At 71.7% G+C, this 23028-nt stretch carries 23 protein-coding genes; 13 read left to right on the plus strand and 10 right to left on the minus strand.

The window, feature by feature from the left end; translation table 11 throughout:
- Window positions 1-10 precede the first annotated feature (10 nt).
- Both rhaS and H4J02_RS03025 read left to right on the plus strand, forming a co-directional pair.
- Window positions 11-1045: a rhamnose ABC transporter substrate-binding protein gene (gene rhaS, locus H4J02_RS03020; protein ID WP_187675640.1), complete on the plus strand. Its 1035-nt coding sequence runs from the start codon at window positions 11-13 to the stop codon at window positions 1043-1045.
- A gap of 141 nt (window positions 1046-1186) precedes the next feature.
- The gene (locus H4J02_RS03025) at window positions 1187-2191 is read left to right on the plus strand and encodes a LacI family DNA-binding transcriptional regulator (protein WP_187675641.1); all 1005 of its coding nucleotides are present in this window, start codon (window positions 1187-1189) and stop codon (window positions 2189-2191) included.
- A gap of 82 nt (window positions 2192-2273) precedes the next feature.
- On the opposite strand, the gene H4J02_RS03030 is transcribed toward H4J02_RS03025, so the two are convergent.
- A complete protein-coding gene (locus tag H4J02_RS03030) occupies window positions 2274-2630 on the minus strand; it encodes an L-rhamnose mutarotase (protein WP_187675642.1) in 357 nt (118 codons plus the stop codon).
- A 4-nt stretch (window positions 2631-2634) separates the two neighbouring features.
- Window positions 2635-3801 carry an L-rhamnose isomerase gene (gene rhaI, locus H4J02_RS03035; RefSeq protein ID WP_187675643.1) on the minus strand — a complete coding sequence of 389 codons (1167 nt, stop codon included), beginning with the start codon at window positions 3799-3801 and terminating at the stop codon, window positions 2635-2637.
- 125 nt (window positions 3802-3926) lie between these two features.
- On the opposite strand from rhaI, the gene H4J02_RS03040 reads away from it, so the two are divergent.
- Together H4J02_RS03040 and H4J02_RS03045 are read left to right on the plus strand one after the other, a co-directional pair.
- Entirely contained in the window at window positions 3927-4931 is a 1005-nt protein-coding gene (locus H4J02_RS03040; RefSeq protein ID WP_187675644.1) for a LacI family DNA-binding transcriptional regulator, read from the plus strand.
- Between the two features lie 73 nt (window positions 4932-5004).
- A complete protein-coding gene (locus H4J02_RS03045; RefSeq protein ID WP_187675645.1) occupies window positions 5005-5721 on the plus strand; it encodes a hypothetical protein in 717 nt (238 codons plus the stop codon).
- A 125-nt stretch (window positions 5722-5846) separates the two neighbouring features.
- On the opposite strand, the gene H4J02_RS03050 is transcribed toward H4J02_RS03045, so the two are convergent.
- Window positions 5847-7280 carry a helix-turn-helix domain-containing protein gene (locus H4J02_RS03050; RefSeq protein ID WP_187675646.1) on the minus strand — a complete coding sequence of 478 codons (1434 nt, stop codon included), beginning with the start codon at window positions 7278-7280 and terminating at the stop codon, window positions 5847-5849.
- Window positions 7281-7387: 107 nt separating this feature from the next.
- Between H4J02_RS03050 and H4J02_RS03055 the strand changes: the two genes are divergently transcribed.
- The 4 genes from H4J02_RS03055 to H4J02_RS03070 all read left to right on the plus strand — a co-directional run bounded on the left by H4J02_RS03055 (window position 7388) and on the right by H4J02_RS03070 (window position 12231).
- Window positions 7388-9220, plus strand: a complete 1833-nt coding sequence (locus tag H4J02_RS03055; RefSeq protein WP_187675647.1) for a phosphoenolpyruvate carboxykinase (GTP) — start codon at window positions 7388-7390, stop codon at window positions 9218-9220.
- Window positions 9217-10194: a class II fructose-bisphosphatase gene (glpX, locus tag H4J02_RS03060; RefSeq protein ID WP_187675648.1), complete on the plus strand. Its 978-nt coding sequence runs from the start codon at window positions 9217-9219 to the stop codon at window positions 10192-10194. The genes H4J02_RS03055 and glpX overlap by 4 nt, the downstream gene beginning before the upstream one ends.
- A 124-nt stretch (window positions 10195-10318) precedes the next feature.
- Window positions 10319-10990, plus strand: coding sequence for a GntR family transcriptional regulator (locus H4J02_RS03065; RefSeq protein ID WP_187675649.1), 672 nt, complete (start codon window positions 10319-10321; stop codon window positions 10988-10990).
- Window positions 10991-10995: 5 nt separating this feature from the next.
- Window positions 10996-12231, plus strand: coding sequence for an alpha-hydroxy acid oxidase (locus tag H4J02_RS03070; protein ID WP_187675650.1), 1236 nt, complete (start codon window positions 10996-10998; stop codon window positions 12229-12231).
- An 81-nt stretch (window positions 12232-12312) separates the two neighbouring features.
- On the opposite strand, the gene H4J02_RS03075 is transcribed toward H4J02_RS03070, so the two are convergent.
- Window positions 12313-12747 (minus strand): MarR family winged helix-turn-helix transcriptional regulator, encoded by a 435-nt coding sequence (locus H4J02_RS03075; protein WP_187675651.1) that lies wholly within the window; start codon window positions 12745-12747, stop codon window positions 12313-12315.
- Window positions 12748-12785: 38 nt separating this feature from the next.
- Here H4J02_RS03075 and H4J02_RS03080 point away from each other — a divergent pair, with 38 nt between their 5' ends.
- Entirely contained in the window at window positions 12786-13040 is a 255-nt protein-coding gene (locus H4J02_RS03080) for a hypothetical protein (protein WP_187675652.1), read from the plus strand.
- 95 nt (window positions 13041-13135) lie between these two features.
- Here the strand turns inward: H4J02_RS03080 and msuE are convergent, their stop codons facing one another.
- Window positions 13136-13714, minus strand: a complete 579-nt coding sequence (msuE, locus tag H4J02_RS03085) for an FMN reductase (protein ID WP_187675653.1) — start codon at window positions 13712-13714, stop codon at window positions 13136-13138.
- A gap of 166 nt (window positions 13715-13880) precedes the next feature.
- Here msuE and H4J02_RS03090 point away from each other — a divergent pair, with 166 nt between their 5' ends.
- Window positions 13881-14297 carry a pilus assembly protein CpaE gene (locus H4J02_RS03090; RefSeq protein ID WP_187675654.1) on the plus strand — a complete coding sequence of 139 codons (417 nt, stop codon included), beginning with the start codon at window positions 13881-13883 and terminating at the stop codon, window positions 14295-14297.
- A 30-nt stretch (window positions 14298-14327) separates the two neighbouring features.
- Here H4J02_RS03090 and H4J02_RS03095 read toward each other — a convergent pair whose 3' ends face one another.
- Window positions 14328-15731, minus strand: a complete 1404-nt coding sequence (locus H4J02_RS03095; protein ID WP_397420149.1) for an MFS transporter — start codon at window positions 15729-15731, stop codon at window positions 14328-14330.
- A 62-nt stretch (window positions 15732-15793) separates the two neighbouring features.
- Window positions 15794-16696 carry a DUF4349 domain-containing protein gene (locus H4J02_RS03100; protein WP_187675656.1) on the minus strand — a complete coding sequence of 301 codons (903 nt, stop codon included), beginning with the start codon at window positions 16694-16696 and terminating at the stop codon, window positions 15794-15796.
- A gap of 191 nt (window positions 16697-16887) precedes the next feature.
- Between H4J02_RS03100 and H4J02_RS03105 the strand changes: the two genes are divergently transcribed.
- Genes H4J02_RS03105 through H4J02_RS03115 form a run of 3 tightly spaced genes read left to right on the plus strand, consistent with a single transcriptional unit; the run spans window position 16888 to window position 18968 of the window.
- Entirely contained in the window at window positions 16888-17085 is a 198-nt protein-coding gene (locus H4J02_RS03105; protein WP_187675657.1) for a hypothetical protein, read from the plus strand.
- A 50-nt stretch (window positions 17086-17135) separates the two neighbouring features.
- A complete protein-coding gene (locus H4J02_RS03110; RefSeq protein ID WP_187675658.1) occupies window positions 17136-17921 on the plus strand; it encodes an alpha/beta fold hydrolase in 786 nt (261 codons plus the stop codon).
- A gap of 60 nt (window positions 17922-17981) precedes the next feature.
- Complete coding sequence (locus tag H4J02_RS03115) at window positions 17982-18968, plus strand: aldo/keto reductase (protein ID WP_187675659.1); 987 nt, start codon at window positions 17982-17984, stop codon at window positions 18966-18968.
- Window positions 18969-19167: 199 nt separating this feature from the next.
- Here the strand turns inward: H4J02_RS03115 and H4J02_RS03120 are convergent, their stop codons facing one another.
- From H4J02_RS03120 to H4J02_RS03130, 3 genes are read right to left on the minus strand one after another with little or no spacing between them, the layout of a single operon-like run.
- Window positions 19168-20022 (minus strand): hypothetical protein, encoded by an 855-nt coding sequence (locus H4J02_RS03120; protein WP_187675660.1) that lies wholly within the window; start codon window positions 20020-20022, stop codon window positions 19168-19170.
- Between the two features lie 27 nt (window positions 20023-20049).
- The gene (locus H4J02_RS03125; protein ID WP_187675661.1) at window positions 20050-21969 is read right to left on the minus strand and encodes a polysaccharide deacetylase family protein; all 1920 of its coding nucleotides are present in this window, start codon (window positions 21967-21969) and stop codon (window positions 20050-20052) included.
- 6 nt (window positions 21970-21975) lie between these two features.
- Window positions 21976-23025 carry an NAD(P)-dependent oxidoreductase gene (locus tag H4J02_RS03130; RefSeq protein WP_187675662.1) on the minus strand — a complete coding sequence of 350 codons (1050 nt, stop codon included), beginning with the start codon at window positions 23023-23025 and terminating at the stop codon, window positions 21976-21978.
- Window positions 23026-23028 lie beyond the last annotated feature (3 nt).

Below are 23028 nucleotides of genomic sequence, written 5' to 3' on the forward strand. Positions count from 1 at the left end.
GAGAGAGACAATGACGTTCAGCACCAAGCGTGCGGGCTCCCTCGCGGCGATCGCCGTGGCGGTCGCCCTCGTGGCCACCGGATGCGCGGCATCCGACGGCGGTGACGGCGGCTCGGGCGGCGGCGACGGCGGCAACCTCGCCATCACCTTCCTGCCGAAGAACCTCGGCAACCCCTACTTCGACACCTCGTCGAAGGGCGGCAAGGCGGCCGTGGACGAGTTCGGCGGAACCTTCGCCGAGGTCGGGCCCACCGAGGCCGCCCCGGATGCGCAGGTCAGCTTCATCAACACCCTCACCCAGCAGGGCGTCGGGGGCATCGTCGTGTCGGCGAACGACCCCGAGGCCATCTGCGACGCCCTCAACGAGGCACGCGACACGGGCATCAAGGTCGTCACGTTCGACTCCGACACCAACGCGGACTGCCGCGATCTGTTCATCAACCAGGCGACCGCCGAGGGCATCGCCAAGGTGCAGGTCGACACGATCGCCGAGCAGATCGGCGGCGCGGGTGAGATCGCGATCCTGTCGGCCACGGCCAACGCGACCAACCAGAACGCGTGGATCGAGCTCATGAAGGAGTACCTCGCATCCGACTACCCCGACATCCAGCTCGTCGACGTCGTGTACGGCGACGACGACGACCAGACGTCGTTCGACAAGACGGCGGCGCTGCTGCAGACGCATCCGAACCTCAAGGGCATCATCTCGCCCACGACGGTCGGCATCGCGGCCGCGGCGCGCTACCTGTCGACCTCGGAGTTCAAGGGCAAGGTCGCGCTGACCGGTCTCGGCACCCCGAACCAGATGCGGGACTTCGTCGAGGACGGCACCGTCACGGCGTTCGCGCTGTGGAACCCGGAGGACCTCGGCTACCTCGCGGCGTTCGCCGCGAAGGCGCTCATCGAGGGTGAGATCACGGGCGAGGAGGGCGACACCTTCGAGGCCGGGAAGCTCGGCTCGTACACGGTCGGCGAGGGCGGCGCCGTGCTGCTCGGCGACCCGTACGTGTTCGACGCGGACAACATCGGCGACTTCGACTTCTGAGTCGAATCGTCACGGGGCCCGGCCGGTGTCGCGCCGGCCGGGCCCTCCTGTCCTGTCCCGCCCTGTCGTGTCCCGCCCGATCATGTCCGGCCATGTCATGTCCGGGGCCCGGGACGACGTGAAGGCCCTGGAGGTGGAGCGATGGTCGTGAGCATCCGCGACGTCGCGCGCGAGGCCGGCGTCTCGGTGGGCACCGTGTCGAACGTCCTCAACAAGCCCGACGAGGTGTCCGCCGACTCGATCGCGCGGGTGCAGACGGCGATCGAGAAGCTCGGCTACGTGCGCAACGACGCTGCGCGCCGGCTCCGCGCGGGCGTGAGCTCGACCGTCGGCTTCATCGTGCTCGACGGGCGCAACCCCTTCATCAACGAGGTCGTGCGCGGTGCCGAGGATGAGGCGTCGCGGCACGGCATCGCGATCCTCGTCGGCAACACGGATGAGGACCCGGCTCGCGAGGAGATGTACCTCGACCTCTTCGCCGAGCAGCAGGTGCGCGGCGTGCTCATCTCGCCGTACGGCGACATCACGCGCCGGCTGCAACGGCTGCGCGAGCGCGAGGTGCCCGTCGTGCTCGTCGACCGCATGAACCCCGAGGGGCGGTTCAGCGCCGTCGCCACCGACTCGGTCGCGGGAGGGCGGATGGCGGTCGAGCACCTGCTCGCGCAGCGCCGCCGCCGGCTCGCCTTCGTGGGTGGCCCCTTCGACATGCGCCAGGTGCGCGACCGGCTCGACGGCGCTCGGTGGGCCGTCGACGAGTCGGGCACCGGGGCGACCCTCGAGGTCATCACGACATCCGCTCTCTCGGTCGAGGAGGGGGTCGCTGCGGGCCGGCGCCTCATGGAGCGACCGCCCGCGCAGCGCCCGGATGCCGTGTTCGCCGGCAACGACCTCGTCGCGCTCGGCCTGCTGCAGTCGCTCGCGGAGGGCGGCTCGCTGCTCGTGCCCGACCGCATCGCGCTCATCGGCTTCGACGACATCTCGTTCGCGGCGGCGGCGGCCGTGCCGATCTCGTCGATGCGGCAACCGGCGCGCGCGATCGGACAGACGGCCCTGCGCATCCTGCTCGAGGAGGCGGGCGACCCCGCCCTCATCCCACGGCAGACGGTCTTCCGCCCCGAGCTCGTGGTGCGCGCCTCCACCCGCTGACCCCGCTATCCGCGAGAGTACGTACTTTTCGGTCCTCTCGGCAGTGAAAGCACCCAAAAGTACGTACTTTCGCGGACCCGCGCTAGGACATGGCGGCGAGCTGGTCCTCGAGGTGGAAGACCTCGCGCAGCTGCGGGGCGCCCTGGTCGGGGCGCGTGCCGGGCAGCGCGACGAAGAAGTCGGCGGCCTCGGCCTCCCAGGCCGCGGTGCGCGGGTCCGCGGCGAGCGCGGCGGCGGATGCGGCGTCGTCGTCGGTCTCGTAGTAGCCGATGAGCAGGCCGTCCTCCCGCAGGAAGAGGGAGTAGTTGCGGCGGCCGGCATCCGCGATCGCGCGCAGCATGTCGGGCCACACGGCGCGGTGCCGCTCGACGTACTCCGCCATCCGCTCGGGCTTCACCTGCAGCTGGAAGCACACCCGCTGCACCGTCGGCCGTGCCATGGGCTCAGGCCCCCCAACCCGCCTGCGCGCCGCCCTGGCGACCGTCGATGATGCTCTGCGCGTAGCCCGACGCCGCGTACGCGGCCATGGGGTCGCCCGCGAGGCCCTTCGCCTCGCGGTACGCGGCCAGGCCGGGCCGCACATCCGTGTAGAAGGCGTCCATGAGGATGCCGTTCGCAGCGAGCACGTCGCCCGCGGCCTGCGCGGCGGCGAGGGCCTCGCGGTCGACGAGCAGCGCGCGCGCCGTCATCTCCTGCACGTTGAGCACGCTGCGGATCTGACCGGGGATCTTGTCCTCGATGTTGTGGCACTGGTCGAGCATGAACGCGACGTCGGAGTCGCGGCCGTAGCCGCCGCCGCGCACGACCTCGAAGATGATGCGGAAGAGCTGGAACGGGTCGGCCGCCCCCACGATGAGGTCGTCATCCGCGTAGAAGCGCGAGTTGAAGTCGAACGAGCCGAGCTTGCCGAGGCGCAGCAGCTGCATGACGATGAACTCGATGTTGGTGCCGGGTGCGTGGTGGCCCGTGTCGAGGCACACGACGGCGCGGTCGCCGAGCGCGGCGACCTGGGCGTAGGCGGTTCCCCAGTCCGGCACGTCGGTGTGGTAGAACGCCGGCTCGAAGAACTTGTACTCGAGCACGAGGCGCTGCTCGTCGCCGATCCGCTCGTAGATCTTCGCGAGCGAGTCGGCGAGGCGGTCCTGGCGGCCGCGGATGTCGTCCTGGCCCGGGTAGTTGGTGCCGTCGGCGAGCCAGATCTTGAGGTCGCGGCTGCCGGTCGCGTTCATGATGTCGATGCACTCGTAGTGGTGATCGATGGCCTTCTGACGGATGGCGGGGTCGCTGTGGGTGAGCGAGCCCAGCTTGTAGACGTCGTCCTGGAAGGTGTTGGAGTTGATGGTGCCGAGCGCGACGTTGTTCTCCTCGGCGTGGAGGGAGAGGTCGGTGTAGTCGTCGACCTTGTCCCACGGGATGTGCAGCGCGACGGTCGGCGCGAGGCCCGTGTGGCGGTGCACCTGCGCGGCGTCGGAGATCTTCTCGTAGGGGTCGCGCGGCACGCCGGGCTGCGCGAACACCTTGAAGCGGGTGCCGGAGTTGCCGAAGGCCCAGGACGGGAGCTCGATGGCCTGCTCGTCGAGGAGGGGCGCGATCGCGGTGAGGTCGGTCATGTTTCCTGCTGTCTCGTCGTTGAAACGATTCACTATCAGGGCTACAGTAGGGCGCACCCCGGCGGAGGTCAAGTCGTCCGCTAGTGTCGCAACCGCGTGACCACGTGCCGGAGAAGGGGGAGCCGATGGCGGTCTCGATCCGCGACGTGGCCGAGCGCGCCGGCGTCTCCGTCGGAACCGTCTCGAACGTTCTCAACCGCCCCGACCGGGTCTCGGATGCCGTGGTCGGCCGCGTGCACGATGCCATCCGCGAGCTCGGCTACGTGCGCAACGACGCCGCCCGCCAGCTGCGCGCCGGACGCTCGAGTTCCGTCGGGCTCGTCGTGCTCGACGCGCGCAACCCCTTCTTCACCGACATCGCCCGCGGCGCCGAGGACGAGGCGGCCGAGCACGGCGTCGCCGTGCTGCTCGGCGACAGCGACGAGAAGCCCGAGCGCGAGGCCGCCTACCTCGATCTCTTCGAGGAGCAGCGCGTGCGCGGCGTGCTCGTCTCGCCCCTCGGCGACATCCGCGAGCGCCTCGAGCGACTGCGCGCGCTCGGCACACCCGTCGTGCTCGTCGACCGCATGGCGGAGGACGACGTGCTCAGCTCGGTCTCCGTCGACGACCACGCGGGCGGCCGCACGGCCGTCGCCCACCTGCTCGAGCAGGGCCGCCGCCGCATCGCCTTCGTCGCGGGCCCGCTCGCCATCCGCCAGGTCGCCGACCGTCTCGCCGGTGCGCGCGAGGCCGTCGACGCGGTGCCGGATGCGTCCCTCGAGGTGCTCGAGGGAACGGCGCTCTCGGTGCTCGAGGGCCGGCGGATGGGGGAGCAGCTCGTCGCGCGCCCCGCATCCGAGCGCCCCGACGCCGTCTTCGCCGCCAACGACCTGCTCGCCGTCGGCCTCCTGCAGGCGCTCGTCATGCGCGGCGAGGTGCGCGTGCCCGAGGACGTCGCGATCGTCGGCTTCGACGACATCGACTTCGCCGCCGCGACCGTCGTTCCGCTCAGCTCCATCCGCCAGCCGAGCCGCCTCATCGGCCAGACCGCGCTGCGCATCCTGCTCGAGGAGGCCGACGACCCGACGCTCGCGCCGCGCCAGGTCGTGTTCCAGCCCGAGCTCGTCGTGCGGGAGTCGAGCGCGTTCTGACCGTCCCGGACGGTCGAGGAGCGCGCGGGCAGTCGCTCGCGGCTCGAGACGACCCGGGGTGCATGATGGTGCCGTGAGCGACACCACCTCCCCCGAGCCGAAGCCGGAGTCCGCCGCGACGCCGGCGGCGCCCGCATCCGTCCCCGCCGCATCCGCGCCCGCCGCGACGCCGCCCGCCGGAAAGCCCGCAGCGCCGAAGAAGCACGAGACGCCCGCGGAGGCGGAGGAGCGCCGCGCCCGCCGGGGCACGGTCATCGCGGGCGCCGTGACGCTGCCGCTCATCACGCTCGGCGTCGTGCTGCTCGCGGTGCCGCTCGCCGTCTGGTACCTCAGCACCGTCATCCGCACGCTCGTCGTCGTGGTCGCGAACATCGTCTCCGGCAGCGGCGCCGCGAAGGACGCCAACTCGACCCTCGGCCAGATCGACCCCGCCGCCCTCGGCGGTGTGACGCTCGGCTTCGCGATCGTGGGTGCCGTGTTCGTGATCGCGGCCTGGCTCTTCAGCTTCTTCGTGCTGCGCGCGCACCGCGTCGAGCGCCCCGGCTACGTGACCGGGTTCGGCGTCACGGTGGGGCTCGTCATCGCGACCGTGCTCACCGCGACGGTCGGCGCGCTCACCGGGCTGCTCTTCGGCACGGCCCGCACCGTCGGCCAGGTGCTCGGCAACGCGGCGCTCAGCATCGCGCTCACGGGGCTCGGGTCGGTCGCGGTGACGGTCGTCACGGGCATCCTCGTGTGGCTGTGGATGTCGCGGATCTTCCGCACGCGGGTGGCCGACCCGGCGACGTGATCCGCGGGCTGGTTTCGACACGCCGCTGCGCGGCTACTCAACCAGCGGAGATCGCGCTGGCGGCGCCACCCGCTGGTTGAGTAGCGCCGAAGGCGCGTGTCGAAACCAGCCCGCCTGGTGACCCCTCAATCCCCCACGCGGTGCGCCTCGAGGAACTCGTACAGCTCGCGGTCGTCGACGCCCGGGTAGGTGCCCGACGGCAGCGGGCTGAAGATGTGGGCGTGCACCTTCGCGCTCGTCCACGCCTTGCCCGCCCAGCGCGACGCGAGCTCGCTCGGCGGACGCTTGCAGCAGCTCGCATCCGGGCAGCGCGACTGCTCGCGCCGCGTCGCCTCGCGCCCGCGGAACCACTTCGACTCGGTGAACGGCACCCCGATCGTGATCGAGAACTCGTCGGTCGCGCTCGTGCCCGTCTGCGCGGACTCGAAGAAGGTGCCCTCGGGGGTGTCGGTGTACTGGTAGAACTCGGTCGTGCGGTTGGTGCGCGCGAACGCCGTGCGGGCCGCCCAGTAGCGGCACACGATCTGCCCCTCGACGCCGCCCGTGACATCCTTCGGCAGCCGCAGGCCGTCGTTTTCGTAGGCCTTCGCGACCGAGCCGTCGTCGGCCACCCGCAGGAAGTGCACGCGCATGTCGAGGTGCGCCGTCGCGAGGTTCGTGAACCGCAGGGCGGCGGCCTCGTGGGTCACGCCGAACGCGTCGCGGAAGTCCTCGATCGCGATGTCGCGATCCTGCTTCGCCTGCGCGAGGTGCCGCACGGCGTGCGAGCGCGGCATGAGGCACGCGGCCGCGAAGTAGTTGATCTCGAGCCGCTGCTGCAGGAACTCGGCGTAGTCGCGCGGCGGCTCGTGCTCCAGCAGGCGGTGGGCGATCGCCTGCAGCGCCATCGAGCGGAGACCGTGGCCACCGGGGATGGACGCGGGCGGAAGGTAGATGCGCCCGTTCTCGAGGTCGGTCACCGAGCGGGCCGAGTGCGGCAGGTCGTGCACGTGCACGAGCTCGAAGCCGAGGCGCTGCGCCGCGAGCGCGACCTGCCGGTGCGTGACGGCTCCTCCGTCGTAGCCGACGTCGCGCATGACGCCCTCGGCGAGCTCCTCGATCTCGGGGATGTGGTTGTCGGCCTCGCGCATGCGGGCGCGCAGCTCGGTGTTGGCGCGCCGCGCCTCCTCGGGCGTCGCGATCTTCTCGCGTGAGCGGCGGTGCAGCTCGCGGTGCAGGCCGACGAGCGCCTCGAGCACGTCGTCGGGCATCGAGCGGCCCGGCCGCACGGTCGGCAGCCCCAGCTCGGCGTACAGGGCGCCCGACTGCGCGCGCTCGAGCTCGATCTCGAGCGCGGCGCGGGCCGACGGGGGCGCGTCGTCGAGCAGCTCGGAGACGGGGATGCCGAGGTGCGCCGCGATCGCCGACAGAAGCGAGAGGCGCGGCTCGCGCTTGCCGTTCTCCATGAGGGAGAGCTGGCTCGCGGAGACGCCCACCGCCTCGCCGAGCTCGCCGAGGGTGAGGTCCGCCGCGGTGCGGAAGTGCCGCATCCGCTGGCCGAGGGTCGAGAGATCCGGCATGAATGCACGATAGGGCAATTTCGCGCGAAATTTCCAATCAGGATGGCGCTCATACCCCGCAATGCCCCTTCAAAGTGGAATCACGCCGATTCTTACAGGAGGACACCATGGCTGCGTCGCCCACGCCCGTCGCCCCCGTCCGCTCGCTCGACGAGTGGGTCGCCGAACACGTCGAACTGCTGCAGCCCGACCGCGTCGTCTGGATCGACGGCTCGCGCGCGCAGCTCGACGGCCTCCTGCGCGAGATGGTCGACGAGGGGCGCATCCTGCGCCTCAACGCCGAGCTGCGCCCCTACAGCTTCCTCGCCCGCTCCGACCCTGACGACGTCGCGCGCGTCGAGTCGCGCACCTTCATCTGCTCGGAGCGCGAAGAGGATGCCGGGCCCACCAACAACTGGCGCGAGCCCGAGGCCATGCGCGCCGAGCTGCGCGAGCTCTTCGCGGGCGCCATGCGCGGGCGCACCCTCTACGTGCTGCCGTTCTCGATGGGGCCTGTCGGCGGCGCCCTGTCGCGCTACGGCGTGCAGCTGACCGACTCGGCGTACGTCGTCGCGTCGATGTCGATCATGACGCGCGTGGGCGACGCCGTGCTCGACCGCATCCGCGCCGGCGCCCGCTGGGTGCCCGCGTTGCACTCGGTCGGCGCGCCCCTCGAGGAGGGGCAGGAGGACGTGGCCTGGCCCTCCAACCCGGTCAAGTACATCTGCCACTTCCCCGAGACCCGCGAGATCGTGTCGTTCGGCTCGGCGTACGGCGGCAACGCGATCCTCGCCAAGAAGTCGTTCGCGCTGCGCATCGCATCCGCCATGGCGCGCGACGAGGGATGGCTCGCCGAGCACATGCTGCTGCTGCGCGTCACCGACCCGCGCGGACGCCGCTTCCACATCGCCGCGGCGTTCCCCTCGGCGTGCGGCAAGACCAACTTCGCGATGCTGCGCTCGAGCCTGCCCGGGTGGGAGATCGAGACGCTCGGCGACGACATCGCGTGGCTCGCGCCCGGCTCCGACGGCCGCCTGCGCGCCATCAACCCCGAAGCGGGCTTCTTCGGGGTCGCGCCCGGCACGGGCCCCGGCACCAACCCGACCGCGATCGACACCCTGTGGGGCAACACGATCTTCACGAACGTCGCGCTGCGCCCCGACGGCGACGTGTGGTGGGAGGGCCTCACCTCCACCCCGCCCGAGGGCCTCGTCGACTGGCGCGGCGAGCCGTGGACGCCCGAGAGCGGCCGACCCGCCGCCCACCCCAACTCGCGCTTCACCGTGCGGGCCGCGCAGTGCCCGTCCATCGCGCCCGACTGGGACGACCCGAACGGCGTGCCCATCGACGCGATCATCTTCGGCGGGCGGCGCGCCACGAACGTGCCGCTCGTCGTGGAGGCGCGCGACTGGGAGCACGGCGTCTTCCTCGGGGCGACCATCGCATCCGAGCGCACCGCCGCGGCCGAGGGCGAGCTCGGCGAGCTGCGCCGCGACCCCTTCGCGATGCTGCCGTTCTGCGGCTACAACATGGGCGACTACTTCCAGCACTGGCTCGAGGTCGGCCAGCGCCTGCGCCGCACGGGCGGTGTGCCCGCCGTGTACCAGGTCAACTGGTTCCGCAAGGGCCCGGAGGGCGAGTGGCTGTGGCCCGGCTTCGGCGAGAACGGCCGCGTGCTCGCGTGGATCATCGAGCGCATCGCGGGCGAGGCCGCCGCATCCGACACCCCGCTCGGCAAGGTGCCCTCGATCGGCGGCATCGACTACCGCGCCGCGGGCGTGAGCGACGAGGCGTGGCAGGAGCTGTTCCGCATCGACGAGAAGGCGCTGCTCGCCGAGGCCGACGACACCGAGGCGTTCCTCGAGCAGTTCGGAGACCGGCTGCCGGATGCGATCCGCCGCCAGCTGTGCGGCCTGCGCGAGCGGCTCGGAGCGACGACGGCGAAGAAGGCGGTCGCGTGAGCTTCGTCCTCGGTACCGCGGTACCCGATCGCAACCTCGCCCTCGAGCTCGTGCGCGCGACCGAGGCGGCCGCAATCCGCGCATCCGCCTTCGTCGGGCACGGCGACAAGAACGCGGCCGACAAGGCCGCCGTGGATGCCATGCGCGCCTTCCTCGGCACGGTCGCGTTCCGTGGCACCGTTGTGATCGGCGAGGGGGAGAAGGACAAGGCCCCCATGCTGTTCAACGGCGAGGTCGTCGGCACGGGCGACGGGCCCGAGTGCGACATCGCTGTCGACCCGATCGACGGCACCTCGCTCACGGCGGCCGGCCGGCCGAACGCGATCTCGATGATCGCGGCGTCCGACCGCGGCACGATGCTCGACGCGTCGAGCGTGTTCTACATGGACAAGATCGTGACGGGGCCAGCGGGAGTCGGCATCGTCGACATCCGCCGCCCCATCGGAGACAACCTGCGCGCCCTCGCGAAGGCGTCGGGCAAGCGCGTCGGGGACCTCGCGGTCGGCGTGCTCGACCGCCCGCGCCACGAGGGGCTCGTGGCCGACATCCGCGCGGCGGGGGCGGGCGTGCGCCTGCTGCTCGACGGCGACGTCGGCGGCGGCATCGCGGCCGCCTCGCTCGACGGCGACCTCGACATGTGCGTCGGCATCGGCGGCAGCCCCGAGGGCGTCGCGACGGCGTGCGCCGTGAAGGCGCTCGGCGGGCTCATCCAGGGGCGGCTCGTGGCGGGCGACGACGCGGAGCGCGAGCGCGGCGAGGCCGCGGGCCTGCTGTTCGATCACGTCTACGAGGCCGACGACCTCGTGCGCGGCGACAACACCTTCTTCGTGGCGACGGGCGTCACCGACGGCGCGCTGCTCGAGGGTGTGCGCAAGCTGGGGCCCGTCATCCGCACCGAGTCGATCGTCGTGCGCGGAGCATCCGGCACCGTGCGCCGCATCACGGCCGACTACCGAGCCGCCCGCTGGGAGTAACGCGGGGTTCGCGGCGCAGCTGGAGCCGTGACCGCGCGGCGGGAGTTGTTTCTCCCGCCGCCGAGTCGCAGCTCCAGCTGCGCCACGGTCAGATTGTCTGACAATCTGGTATTGTCTGACAATCATGCGAGCGACGGATGCGGCAGGCGCGGGCGCCACGGGTGCCGTGCGCCCGGATGCCGTGGTCGCCTCGCTCCGCACCGCGATCCTCGCGGGCACGGTCGAGCCCGGCAGCGCCGTGACCGAGGCGCTCGTGTCGGAGACCTTCGGCGTCGCCCGGCCCACCGCGCGCATCGCGATCGACCGGCTCGTCTCCGACGGCATCCTCGAGCGCGAACCGCACCACGCGGCGCGTGTGAAGCGGCTCGGCCGCGACGACATCGCCGACCTGTTCGCGGCCCGCGCGGCCGTCGAGTCGGCCGCCGTCGAGCTGCTCGCGGGCACCGCGCGCGTGCCGGCCGACGCATCCGCCGCCCACGAGCGGCTGCTCGGACTCGAGGCCGACGCCTCATACTGGGCGATCGACCTCGCGTTCCACCGCGCCCTCGTGCAGGGCGCGCCCTCGACGCGGCTGCCGCGGCTGCACGATCAGCTCATGGGTGAGATCGAGTTCGCGCTCGCCCAGGTCGACGCGCACCGCCTGCGCTCGACGCGCGAGGTCGCCGCCGAGCACGGGCGCATCCTCGACGCCGTCGCCGCGGGCGACGCGGCGCTCGCCGAGCACCTCACCCGCAGCCACATCCTCGCGTCGCGCGACCGCCTGCTCGCGCACTTCGACATGCAACACGGAAGGTGACCCCGGTGGTCAAGCGCCAGTTCCCCCGTCCGGTCGAGATCCTCGACCTGATGAAGTTCAAGAAGCCCGAGCTCGACGGCAAGAAGCGCCGTCTGAACCAGGCGCTCACGATCTACGACCTGCGCGACATCGCCAAGCGCCGCACGCCGAAGGCCGCGTTCGACTACACCGACGGCGCCGCGGAGGGCGAGCTCTCGCTCGCGCGCGCACGCCAGGCGTTCGAGGACGTCGAGTTCAGCCCCCGCATCCTGCGCCCTGCAACCGACGTCGACACGAGCTCGACGATCCTCGGCGGGCCGTCGGCCTACCCGTTCGCGATCGCGCCCACCGGGTTCACGCGCCTCATGCAGACCGAGGGCGAGATCGCGGGGGCGGGCGCGGCGGGCGCGGCCGGCATCCCGTTCACCCTCTCGACGCTCGGCACGACCTCGATCGAGGACGTCAAGGCGGCGAACCCCGACGGACGCAACTGGTTCCAGCTCTACGTCATGCGCAACCGCGACATCTCGTACGGCCTCGTCGAGCGCGCGGCCGCCGCGGGCTTCGACACTCTGCAATTCACCGTCGACACCCCCGTCGCAGGCGCGCGCCTGCGCGACAAGCGCAACGGCTTCTCGATCCCGCCGCAGCTCACGGTCGGCACGATCATCAACGCGATCCCGCGGCCGTGGTGGTGGTTCGACTTCCTCACGACGCCGAAGCTGGAGTTCGCCTCGCTCTCGACGACGGGCGGCACGGTCGGCGAGCTGCTCGACGCCGCGATGGACCCGACGATCTCCTTCGACGACCTCGACATCATCCGCGAGATGTGGCCGGGCAAGATCGTCATCAAGGGCGTGCAGAACGTCGAGGATGCGAAGCAGCTCGCGGCTCGCGGCGTCGACGGCATCGTGCTCTCGAACCACGGCGGTCGGCAGCTCGACCGCGCGCCCATCCCGTTCCACCTGCTGCCGGATGTCGTGCGCGAGGTGGGCAGGGACGTCGAGGTGGGCGTCGACACCGGCATCATGAACGGCGCCGACATCGTCGCATCGGTCGCGCTCGGCGCGAAGTTCACGATGATCGGCCGCGCCTACCTGTACGGCCTCATGGCGGGCGGCCGGGCGGGCGTCGACCGCACGATCGCGATCCTCACGAGCGAGCTCGTGCGCACGATGAAGCTCCTCGGTGCGTCGACCCTCGCCGAGCTCGAGCCCGCGCACGTCACCCAGCTCGAGCGACTCACCCCGCGCCGCCGCTGACGCACCCTTCGCTGACTGGTCGGTTTCTGGCCCTAAACCGCTCGGATGAGGCCAGAAACCGACCAGTCAGCGTTCGCGGGGTCAGCGGGCGGCGGCGATCACCTGGTGGAGGGCGGCGCGGAGGGACTCGAGCTCGGGGAGGCTCATGCCGAGGCGCTCGACGACGCGGGGCGGGATCGTCTCGGCCTGCGCGCGCAGGGCGGCCCCCGCATCCGTCGTCGAGATCTCGAGCACGCGCTCGTCGTCGACGCTGCGCCGCCGGGCCACGTAGCCGAGCGCCTCGAGGCGCTTGAGCAGCGGGGAGAGGGTCGCGGGGTCGAGCTGCAGCTCGTCGCCGAGCTCGCGCACCGAGCGTGGGCTGCGCTGCCACAGGGCGAGCATCACGAGGTACTGCGGATGCGTGAGCCCGAGCGGCTCGAGGAGCGGCCGGTAGATCGCGTTGACGCTGCGCGAGGCGACGGCGAGCGCGAAGCACACCTGGTTCTCGAGAGCCAGCACGTCGGGGGAGTCGGCCATGGAGCTATCGTACGGAATCCGTTAGTACACTAATGATTGTGACACGAACGGATGGCGAGGAGAGGGCCGACGGCTTCAGCCGTGGCAACGACTTCTCGGGCGGCTCGGGCTTCTTCAACCGACTCAACCGCCGCCTCTTCCCGTGGCTCGGACCGCCTCCGCTCGGCCCCTACGACCAGCCGAAGCAGGCGCCGGCCCGCGATCGCGGCTGCCCGCTGTGCGGCCACGCGATGGCCGAGCACACGAAGGGCGTCAGCGACGGGCGCACGCTGCTCTACTGCCCGGAGGGCTGAGTCGCCCGGCGGCGGTCTCGAGACGCGTCGACTTCGGCGGCGCTCCTCGACCACCTAGGAGTAACCCGGCGGCGGTGTCGACCACCTCGTTGTCGTCAGACGACGACGGCCTCGCGCGTCGCGACGTTGGCCAGCAGTTGGCTGCGCACGAGCGGCAGCGCGCGCGAGAGCGACGTCTCGATGCGCTCGTCGAGGTCGGCGGAGGTCACCCGGTAGTCGGTGAAGTCGCGCTCGTTCGCGAAGATGCCGAGCGGCAGCGTGAGCGCCTGGAAGAACCCGAACAGCGGCCGCATCTGGTGTTCGACGAGCAGCGCGTGCCGGTCGGAGCCGCCCGTCGCGGTGAGCACGATGGGAGTGTCGACGAGGGCGTACTGGCCGACGTAGTCGAAGAAGAGCTTGAAGAGCCCCGAGTAGGTGGCGCGGTAGGCGGGCGAGCCCACGACCAGCACGTCGGCGGTCTCGACGGCCTCGAGCGCCTCCTGGGCGACCGGGCCGAGGTTGGAGCGGTAGCCGCCCGCGGCGAGCGACGGCAGCACGGTCGCGAGCTCGATGATCTCCGCCCGACCGGCGAGCTTCTCGGCGAACGCCTCCGAAACGCGGCGCACGAGCGCGGTCGTGCGCGAGGGGTCGGTGGGGCTCCCGCTCACTCCGACGACGCGGATCGTCTCGCTCATGCGCTCCTCCTCCCGCCGCGGACCTCACGGCGCCCTGCGATCCTGTCACCGCCACCTGGAACCGCGTCCCAATGCGTCCCGAGGTTGCAGTTCGTGACACCGTGTTGCAGCCGTGACGGATGCCGCGGGCCAGCGCGCGCATCATGTGCGCGGGCAGGATGGGGGCATGATCTCGACCCGACTGGCCCGCGAGCTTCGCGAGGCGGGCCTCGTGTGGGCCCCCGTCTCGGGTGACGCGTTCCAGCTGGAGGGCGGCGAGTTCGAGGGCGACGTCTTCACGGTGAGCGACATGACGATCGAAGCGCACCACTACGCCACCGGCTCGGTGCTGGGCTTCAACGGCACGACCGAGTGGGCGCTCGACTCCGTCGCCCTCGACGATGCGCTGTGGCTGCCGCGCGAGGAGCAGCTGCGCGACCTGCTGCGCGGCTCGTTCCGTTCGCTCGAGCGCATCCCGCAAGGCGCAGGGGCGCGCTACCGCGTCACGACGGAGCGCGGTGGCGCCGTCACCGTGTTCGAGGCCGACGACGCGACCGAGGCGTACGGCGAGGCGCTGCTCGCCCTCATCCGCTCGCTCGCCTGACGGACCGGCCCGACCACCGGGCCGCGGCGCTCAGTCGGATGCCGCCTGGTCGGCCCCGAGCGCGGCGCGGCTCGAGGTCGGCAGCTCGCTCTCCTCGGCAGGCACCGACTCGCGCTGCTGGAGGTAGAGCCCCGAGATGTGCCGGTAGGCGGGCGTGAGGAACGCGAGCGCCGCCGCGACGACCATGACGAGGCCGGCGATGAGGAAGACGAGCGCGATGCCGCGCGCCGCCCCGTCGCCCAGCAGCCAGCCCCACGCCTCGCGTCCGGACCCCGACTCCATGTAGGGGATGATGAGGAACTCGGCGAGGGGCGCGATGAGGAACGCCGTGATGGGCGCCGCGGCCGACTCGAAGGCCGCCGCGAAGCCGAACACGCGCCCCTGGGTGCGGAACGGCACGACCTTCTGGATGACGGTCTGCTCGGACGCCTCGACCGCCGGGATGAGCATCATGTACAGCCAGATGCCGCCCGCGTAGAGCCACCACCAGTCGCGGATCGTGAAGAGGGCACCGAGCGCGCCCATGATCATGACGAGCACGAGCATCGTGCGGATCGGGTTGCGGCCGAGCCCGAACCTCGCGATGACGATGCCGCCGATGATGAACCCCGTCGAGGTCACGCCGAGCACGATGCCCCACCACTCGACGGGGAACAGCTCGAGACCGTACGGGTCCATGAGGGCCATGTAGACGCCGCCGATGAGGTTGTTGAAGGTCGAGAAGATGATGAGCGCGAAGAGGCCGGTCGCCGCGCGCACCGCCGTGATGCTGCCGCGGAGGTCGACCAGGCCGGTGCGATTCGGGTCGCGCACGGGCTCGTCTTCCGGCACGCGCAGGAAGAGCAGGTGCACGAGGGCGGCGGCGGTCAGCACGAGCGCGATCGTGAGCGTCCAGCCCATGCCGAGCCAGCCGATCGAGAGGCCGCTGAAGACGCTCGTGACGGTGAACGCGAGACCCTGCACGGTGCCGACCATCCCGTTCGCGTTGGCGTGACGCTCCTCGGGCACGAGCAGGGTGACGGTCGTGGAGAGCGCGATGTTGCGCATGTTCTCGACGACGCCGCCGATGAGGATGATCGTGGTGAAGAACCAGAACGCGGGCCCGCCGATGTCGACGAGCTGCGACTCCGGGTAGAGCAGGTAGAGGCCGCCCGCGATGCCGAACGACACGAGCGTGACGATGCTCGCGAAGATCATGACGCGGTGCTTGCGGTGCCGGTCGACGATCGTGCCGAACATCATCGAGAAGAGCGCGAGCAGCAGCATGTACGCCCCGCCGATGATGCCCGTCGCGAGCACGGAGCGCGTCTCGAGGTACACCCAGAAGGTCAGGGCGAACCACAGGTAGCTCGTCGTGACGTTGGCGATGCCCGTGTTGACGAGCACCTGGAGGAAGGTTCGCACCGGGTCAGGGTAGCCCGAAACCGCCGACATGTGAACAGCGTCCACATATCGGCGGCGTGTCGGGTCGGTTCAGCCCGGCACCGTCGGGGGGTTCAGGATGCGGCGGGCGGCGCGGGCGGCATGGGCGCCCCGGGAGGAGCCGCCGTGGGCGCCGCGCCGCGGCCCACGCGTCGCGCGACGTACACGGCCGCCACGACCCCGACCGCGAGGAGCACGAGCCAGGGGAGCGCGACACCGAGCCCGACGGCCACGCCCGCCCAGAACCCGACGAAGGCGTTCCAGCCGGCCACGAGCCCCTCCCAGAAGTTCGTCGGCCCCTCGGGCGGCGGTGCGACGCCCTCGGCGCGCAGGGTGAGCGTGATCGTCGACATCGCGACCTGGTCGGCGAGGGCGCGCTGCTCGGCCTCGAGGGTCTCGAGCTGTGCCTGGCGGTCGGCGATCGCCGTCTCGAGCGAGATGAGATCGGCCGTCGTCTCGGCCGTCGCGAGCCACGCGGTGAAGCGCGCGATCGACGCCGTGAGCGTCGTGATGCGGCTCTCGATGTCGCGCTGACGCTCGCCCACCGAGACGGTCGAGAAGTCGGTCTGGTCGACCGTGCCGAGCTCGTCGAGGCGCTCGCGCACCTCGTCGACGCTGTCGGCGGGCACGCGCAGCGTGAGCCGCGCGCTGCCGCCCTCGCCGTCGCGAGCCGCGTACTCCGTGCGGGCGTCGACGCGCCCGCCGACGGATGCCGCGATCTCGGTCGCGAGCGCGGCGGCCGCGATCGGGTCCTCGGCGGTGACGGTCACGGTGCCCGTGATGACGAGGGCGCGGTCCTCGGGGCTCGCGGCCTCGTCGGCCGCCCCGCGGGATTCGCCGTCGACGGCCTGCGGGGCCTGCTGGCCGGTGCCGCCGGAGTCGGACGCTCCCTCGAACGACGCGGAGCATCCGCTGAGGGCGAGGGTCGCCGCAGCGAGCGCGGCGAGGACAGCTGCTGTGCGGGGGATGTGCCTCATGCTCGTCACGCTAGGGAGCGGCGGATGCGAGCACCACCCAACTTTCGTCACGATTCGGTCGTCATCCGGTCACGCCGGAGGGCCTCCGCGGATGCTGTCAAGCCCGTTCCGCAGCCCCCGCATCCGGAGTTGTATGGGGGAAAGCGGGGGCGAACCGGCCCCGGCGGAACGCCTGCCACGAGGAGGACGACATGGGGTTCATGGACGACGCCAAGGACGCGGCCGAGGCCACGGGCAAGAAGGTCGGCGAGTGGGCCGACGACACCAAGGAGCGCGTCTCCGACAAGGTCGACGAGGTCAAGGCCGACGCCGACGTGAAGCGCGCCGAGGCCGACCGCGACCGCGTGCACGCGAAGAACGACTACAAGGAGAAGCTGCGCGAGGACTGACCTCCCGCCGCTGACCTCCGTCCACCCCGTGCCCCGCTAGCCTCGGGGGCATGGGGTGGAATCCGTTCCGGCGCGCGCCGCTTCTGCACGTGGCGCACGACGAGGGCGAGGGGCCCGTCGCCGTCTTCCTGCACGGCATCGCGTCGTCGTCGCTCACGTGGACGTTCGTGCGCCCCCTTCTGCGTGACCGCTACCGCTGCGTCTGCATCGACCTGCTCGGCTTCGGCGGGTCGCCCATCCCCGAGGCGGCGGAGTACACGCTCAAGGAGCACGTGGATGCCGTCGCGCGCTCGATCGCAGCGTTGCGTCTCACAGAGCCCTTCGTGCTCGTCGGGCACTCGATGGGCGCCCTCATCGCGACGCGCTACGCGGCGCGCAACCCCAAGCGCGTCAGGCGCCTCGTGCTCGTGAGCCCGCCCATCTACGTCAACCCCGAGGCACTCTCCGACGACCGCGACCGCCTCGTGCAGGACTTCTACCTCAAGGCATACCGCTACATCCGCGCCAATCGCGAGTTCACGCTGCGCAACGGCGGCATCGTGGGCAGGCTCCTCGAGATCCCCCAGGTCATGGACATCAACGAGCGCACGTGGGTGCCGTTCGTGAAGTCGCTCGAGCACACGATCGAGTCGCAGACGACGATCAGCGACCTCGCGGCCCTGCGGATGCCGGTCGAGATCGTCACGGGAACGCTCGACGAGTTCACCTCGCCGGGCGGCATCCGCATCGCGGAGCGGCTGCGCGGTGTGACGGTCACGCGCGTGCGCAGCGCCGACCACGTGATCGGCAAGCGCCTCGCGCGGGCGGTCGCCGCGGCCGTCGACGACGACGGCTGACCCGCTGGTTGAGTAGCCGCGGAGCGGCGTGTCGAAACCAGCCCACGTAGGCTCGTACCCATGCGTCACAACTCCCTCGGCCGCACCGGCCGCAACGTCTCCGTCATCGGCCTCGGCACCTGGCAGCTCGGCGCGGACTGGGGTGAGGTGAGCGAGGCCGACGCGCGTGCCGTGCTCGACGCGAGCCTTGCATCCGGTGTCACGTTCTTCGACACCGCCGACGTCTACGGCGACGGTCGCAGCGAGTCGATCATCGGCGCGTGGCGCCGCGACAACGCGGATGCCGACGTCACGGTCGCGACGAAGATGGGCCGCCGCATGGAGCAGGTGCCCGAGAACTACGTCATGGACAACTTCCGCGCGTGGACCGACCGCAGCCGCCGCAACCTCGGCGTCGACACGCTCGACCTCGTGCAGCTGCACTGCCCCCCGACGCCCGTCTACTCGTCCGATGCCGTGTTCGACGCGCTCGACACCCTCGTCGAGGAGGGAGTCGTGGCGAACTACGGCGTGAGCGTCGAGACGGTCGACGAGGCGCTCACCGCGATCGCGCGCCCGAACGTCGCGACCGTGCAGATCATCCTCAACGCGTTCCGCCTCAAGCCGCTCGACGCCGTGCTGCCGGCGGCGCAGGATGCCGGCGTCGGCATCATCGCGCGTGTGCCGCTCGCGAGCGGCCTGCTCTCGGGCCGCTACACGCACGAGACGACGTTCGCCGAGAACGATCACCGCACCTTCAACCGCCACGGCGAGGCCTTCGATCAGGGCGAGACGTTCTCGGGCGTCGACTACGACGAGGGTGTCGAGGCGGCGCGCGAGTTCTCCGCGCTCGCGGCGGATGCGGGCCTCGCGCCCGCGACGGCCGCGCTCGCGTGGGTCGCGCAGCTGCCCGGCGTCTCGACCGTCATCCCCGGTGCGCGCAACGTCGCGCAGGCGGAGTCGAACGCCGCCGCGGGCTCGGTCGACGACCTCGGCGAGGACTTCCGCAAGGCCGTGCGCGAGCTCTACGACCGCCGCTTCCGCGCGGCGATCCACGAGCGCTGGTAGGCGCTCAGGCGAAGAGGCGGCGCGTAGGCGCCGCATCCGCCGCGCCCGCCACACGTCTCACACGCGTTCCTTGACATCGGCGCAGACCCTGAGGCGGCGAGGCCACTCCTGAGGCCGGCCGGCCCCGCTCGGCCGAGGCGGCGGGCCCCCCACCGGTCCCGCCGCCTCGGTTTCGTCGCATCCGGATCGACGGATGCCGTCAGCGCACCCCGCTCGTCGTCACGATCCACGACCACGGGCCGGGCGGCACCTCCCACTCCTCGACGAAGCGCCACGAGATGCCCGTCGCGATCCCGTCGAGCTCGGGGAACCCGAGGCACCCCGTGAGCGCGGGCGAGACGTCCATCCCCGCCCCGCCGTAGCGGGTGTTGACGGGCCGCGCGTCGTCGGCGCCGAAGACGTAGGCGGCGTCGTGGTACTCGCCGGGTCCCGCGTCCTGGATCTGGCCGTAGCAGACGCGGTCGCCGCGCACGAGCTGCACCCACCGGTTCTTGAGGTAGCTGAAGTCCCGGTCGCCGCGATGGGAGCGGTACGGCTCGCGCCCTGCCCACGGGATGACGGCGTCGCGCTGCGCGAAGCCCGTGGGGTCGTTGGCGTCGTCGTACGGCAGGTCGAGGTAGAAGGGGTTCTGGCGCGGTGTCATGCTCGTCGGGAAGAACCCGTTCGCGGCCGTGCGCGCCTCGGTGCGGCATCCGCCCCCCGCGACGACGCCGTCGCATCCGCCGTAGGCGCCGTACCAGTCGGAGTCGTAGGTCGAGATCATCTGACTCCCGTCGGGGGCGCTCGCGTCGAAGATCTCGCCCACCCAGAAGGTCGTCGAGACGATGCCGTGGTGCCAGGGGTAGGCGGATGCGCCGCCTCCGCCGCCCCCGCCCCCCGCGTCGGCAGGTGGGGGCGGCGTCGCGATGTCGGTCGGGGTGGGCGTCGGCCCGGGGGCCACGCGCGCCTCACCCGTGCGTCGCGGGGTCGCCGTCGCGGTCGGCGTCGGCACGGGCGCGGGGCCCGGCGCCCCGCACGCGACGAGGACCGCCGCCATGGCTCCCAAGACGGCCACGGCTGCGATCCTCGCCCCGCGCATGGATCAGGATGCCGCTGGGGGCGCCGCCTCCTGCGGCGCGGCATCCTCGGCCGTGGGAGATTCGGCCGCCTCGGCGGGAGGCGCGGTCTCCGCCGGGGTCTCCGCGGTCGTCGGTTCCTGAGCGGGCGGGTCGACGGTCTCCTCGGCCGGCGGGTCCGCCGGTGCGAGCTCCGTCGCGGGCGGTTCCGCCGGGGGAGCCGCGAGCGGCTCGACGACGCTCTCGACCACGGGTGGCGCTTGCACCATCGCGTAGTCGTCGGTCACGAGCGTGCCCGGGGCGAAGATGTTGAGCCCGAAGCTGATGCCGGTGTACCCGGGCGGGATCGCATCCGTCTGCCACACGGCCTGCGTCCACTCGGATGCCGGCGCGAACCACGGGCTCGATGTCCAGTACTCCCACGCGCCCGTCGTCGTGCGCAGGTAGACCGCGAACTGGGTGACGACGGTGGACCGGTACCAGCCGGAGAGCTGGTAGCTCTGCCCGGTCGTGACGCTCGGAGCGCACGCCCCGAGGTCGAGGGCCTGGATGATCTTGCCCTCGCCCGACACGTAGTTCGTGATCGTGACCTGGCTCGCGACGTCGCCCGAGCGCCCCGGGCTCACGAGCGAGAACTCGGCGTCGTTGGCGCCCCACGGCGCCCGGTACCAGCAGGCCGGGAAGCCGTTCTGCATGGTCTCGAGGTCGGGGTTGATGACGGCGTTCCCATCGGTCGGCGGCGGCACGACGGGCCCGTTCACGAGCGGCTTGGCGGCGCCGCCGACGACGTCGCCGACCGTGCGGACGACCGTGTTGCGGGTGTCGCCGCGCTCGTCGAGCCAGGACGCGAATGCCTCGAGCATCGATGCGCTGATGTCGAGCTCGCCGCAGCTCGTGGTGCACACGTCGTGGAAGGTGAACTGCAGCCAGCCGCCTCCGTGCGACTCGCCCGCGAGCACGATGCCCGTGAGGTCATCGAGCGTCCAGGTCTCGTCGAACTGGTCGAGCGCGAGGGTGATCGCGGGGCGCGCCGGAGGCACGCTCTCCGCCCAGTCGCAGTCGAAGCATCCGAAGCGCGAGCGGATGTCGCCGAGGTTGCGCCCGCTGTTGTAGCCGCAGTCGACGACCGCCTGGGCGACGTCGTCGGTGAGCGCGGCGAACGGATAGGCGAAGCTGCGCACCGTGAAGCCCCAGTTGCTGAGCTGCACGCGATCGTCGCACACCTGGCGCAGCACCTCGTCGTGCGGCACCGACGTGAGGTCGACGTGCGTGACGCTGTGCCCGCCGATCTCGTTGCCGGCCGCGGCGAACGCCTGCAGCTGGCCGAGGGTGAGCTTGCCGGGGGTGCCGACCGTGCCCGAGTTGACGTAGAACGTCGCCGGGAGTCCGTGCGCGCCGAGGATGTTCGCGGCGATCGCCTGGCCCGCGTTGCCGTCGTCGAACGTGAGGCTCACGTAGGTGAGCGGGCCGGTCTTGGCAGGCGGGTCGGTGGGGTCCGTCGGATCGGTGGGGTCGGTCGGGTCGGTCGGATCGGTGGGGTCGGTCGGATCCGTCGGATCGGTGGGGTCGGTCGGATCGGTGGGGTCCGTCGGTTCTGTGGGGTCCGTCGGATCGGTGGGATCAACCGGATCCACGGGGTCGACCGGATCCGCGGGACCCGCCGGCGTCGTCGGCGTCGTGCCGACCGGGTCGGCGGGCGTCGACGGCGGGTCGGCCGGCGGGTCGGCCGGCGGGTCTGCCGGGTCCTGCGGCGCGGGGTCCGCGGGCGGAGCGGGGTCAGGCGCCGGGGGCGGCGAGGGGTCGGGATCCGCGGGCGCCTGCGTCGCCGGGGGCGTCGTGGGCTGCGTCGTGGGGTTCCGCACGGTGTGGTTGCCGGCGGCGAAGGAGATCAGAAGGGCGAGGACCGCCGCGAGACCTCCCAGTCCGAACAGGCGTCGTCTGGTCATGATGGGTCACCTCGATGTGCTGATGGCAGGGACATGCGTGCGACCTGCTCGGACGTACGCCCGGAACGCGCCCCACTCCTCCGACTGCGCCGCGCCGGGGTCGGCGAGCGTGGAGGCGACGCTCCACACGATCTCGTCGATGCCGGTGTGCGGCACGAAGCCGATGAGCTCGTGCGCGAGCGAGTTGTCGGGCACGCGTCGCCGCATGTCCTCGAAGCCCGCCCCGTAGGCCTCGTCGTAGGGCACGAGGCGGATGGGGCTGCGGCTGCCGGTGAGCCGCACGATGGTCTCGGCGAGCTCGAGGATGGAGATCTCGGTGCCGCCGCCGAGGTTGACGGCCTGCCCGATCGCGCGGGACTCCTCGATGAGCCGCACGAACGCGGGCACGACGTCGTACACCGACGAGAAGCACCGCGACTGGCGACCGTCGCCGAACACCGTGAGCGGCTCCTCGCGGAGCGCCTGCCCCACGAGGTTCGGCACGACCATGCCGTAGCGGCCCGTCTGACGGGGGCCGACCGTGTTGAAGGGGCGCGCGATCGCGACCTCGAGGCCGTACTCCTGCAGGTAGGCGTGCGCGAACGACTCGTCGAGCCCCTTCGCGGCGGCGTAGGTCCAGCGCGCCACGAGCGGGGAGCCCAGGATGCGGTCGGCCGACTCGGCGAGCGCATCCGAGGTGTTCTTGCCGTAGATCTCGCTCGTCGAGACGAGCAGGAGCTTCGCCCCGTGGGCGACGCACGCGTCGAGCACGTTCTCGGTGCCGTGCACGTTGACGCGCAGGCCCTCGAGCGGATGCTCGACGATGCGTCGCACGCCCACCGCGGCGGCCAGGTGGAACACCCGATCGCTTCCCCTGACCGCCGCGCGGACCGCGCCGGGGTCGAGAACCGACCCCACGCGATATTCGAGCCGGGGATCGTCGATGACGTCCCGGAGGTTGTCGGGGCGCCCCGTCGACTCGTCGTCGAGCACGACGACCTCGTCGCCCAGGTCGAGCAGGAGCTCGACGAGGTGGCTGCCCAGGAATCCGGCTCCGCCGGTGACCGTGCTGCGCATGGC

The sequence above is a fragment of the Protaetiibacter sp. SSC-01 genome, from assembly GCF_014483895.1.
Taxonomy (GTDB): domain Bacteria; phylum Actinomycetota; class Actinomycetes; order Actinomycetales; family Microbacteriaceae; genus Homoserinibacter.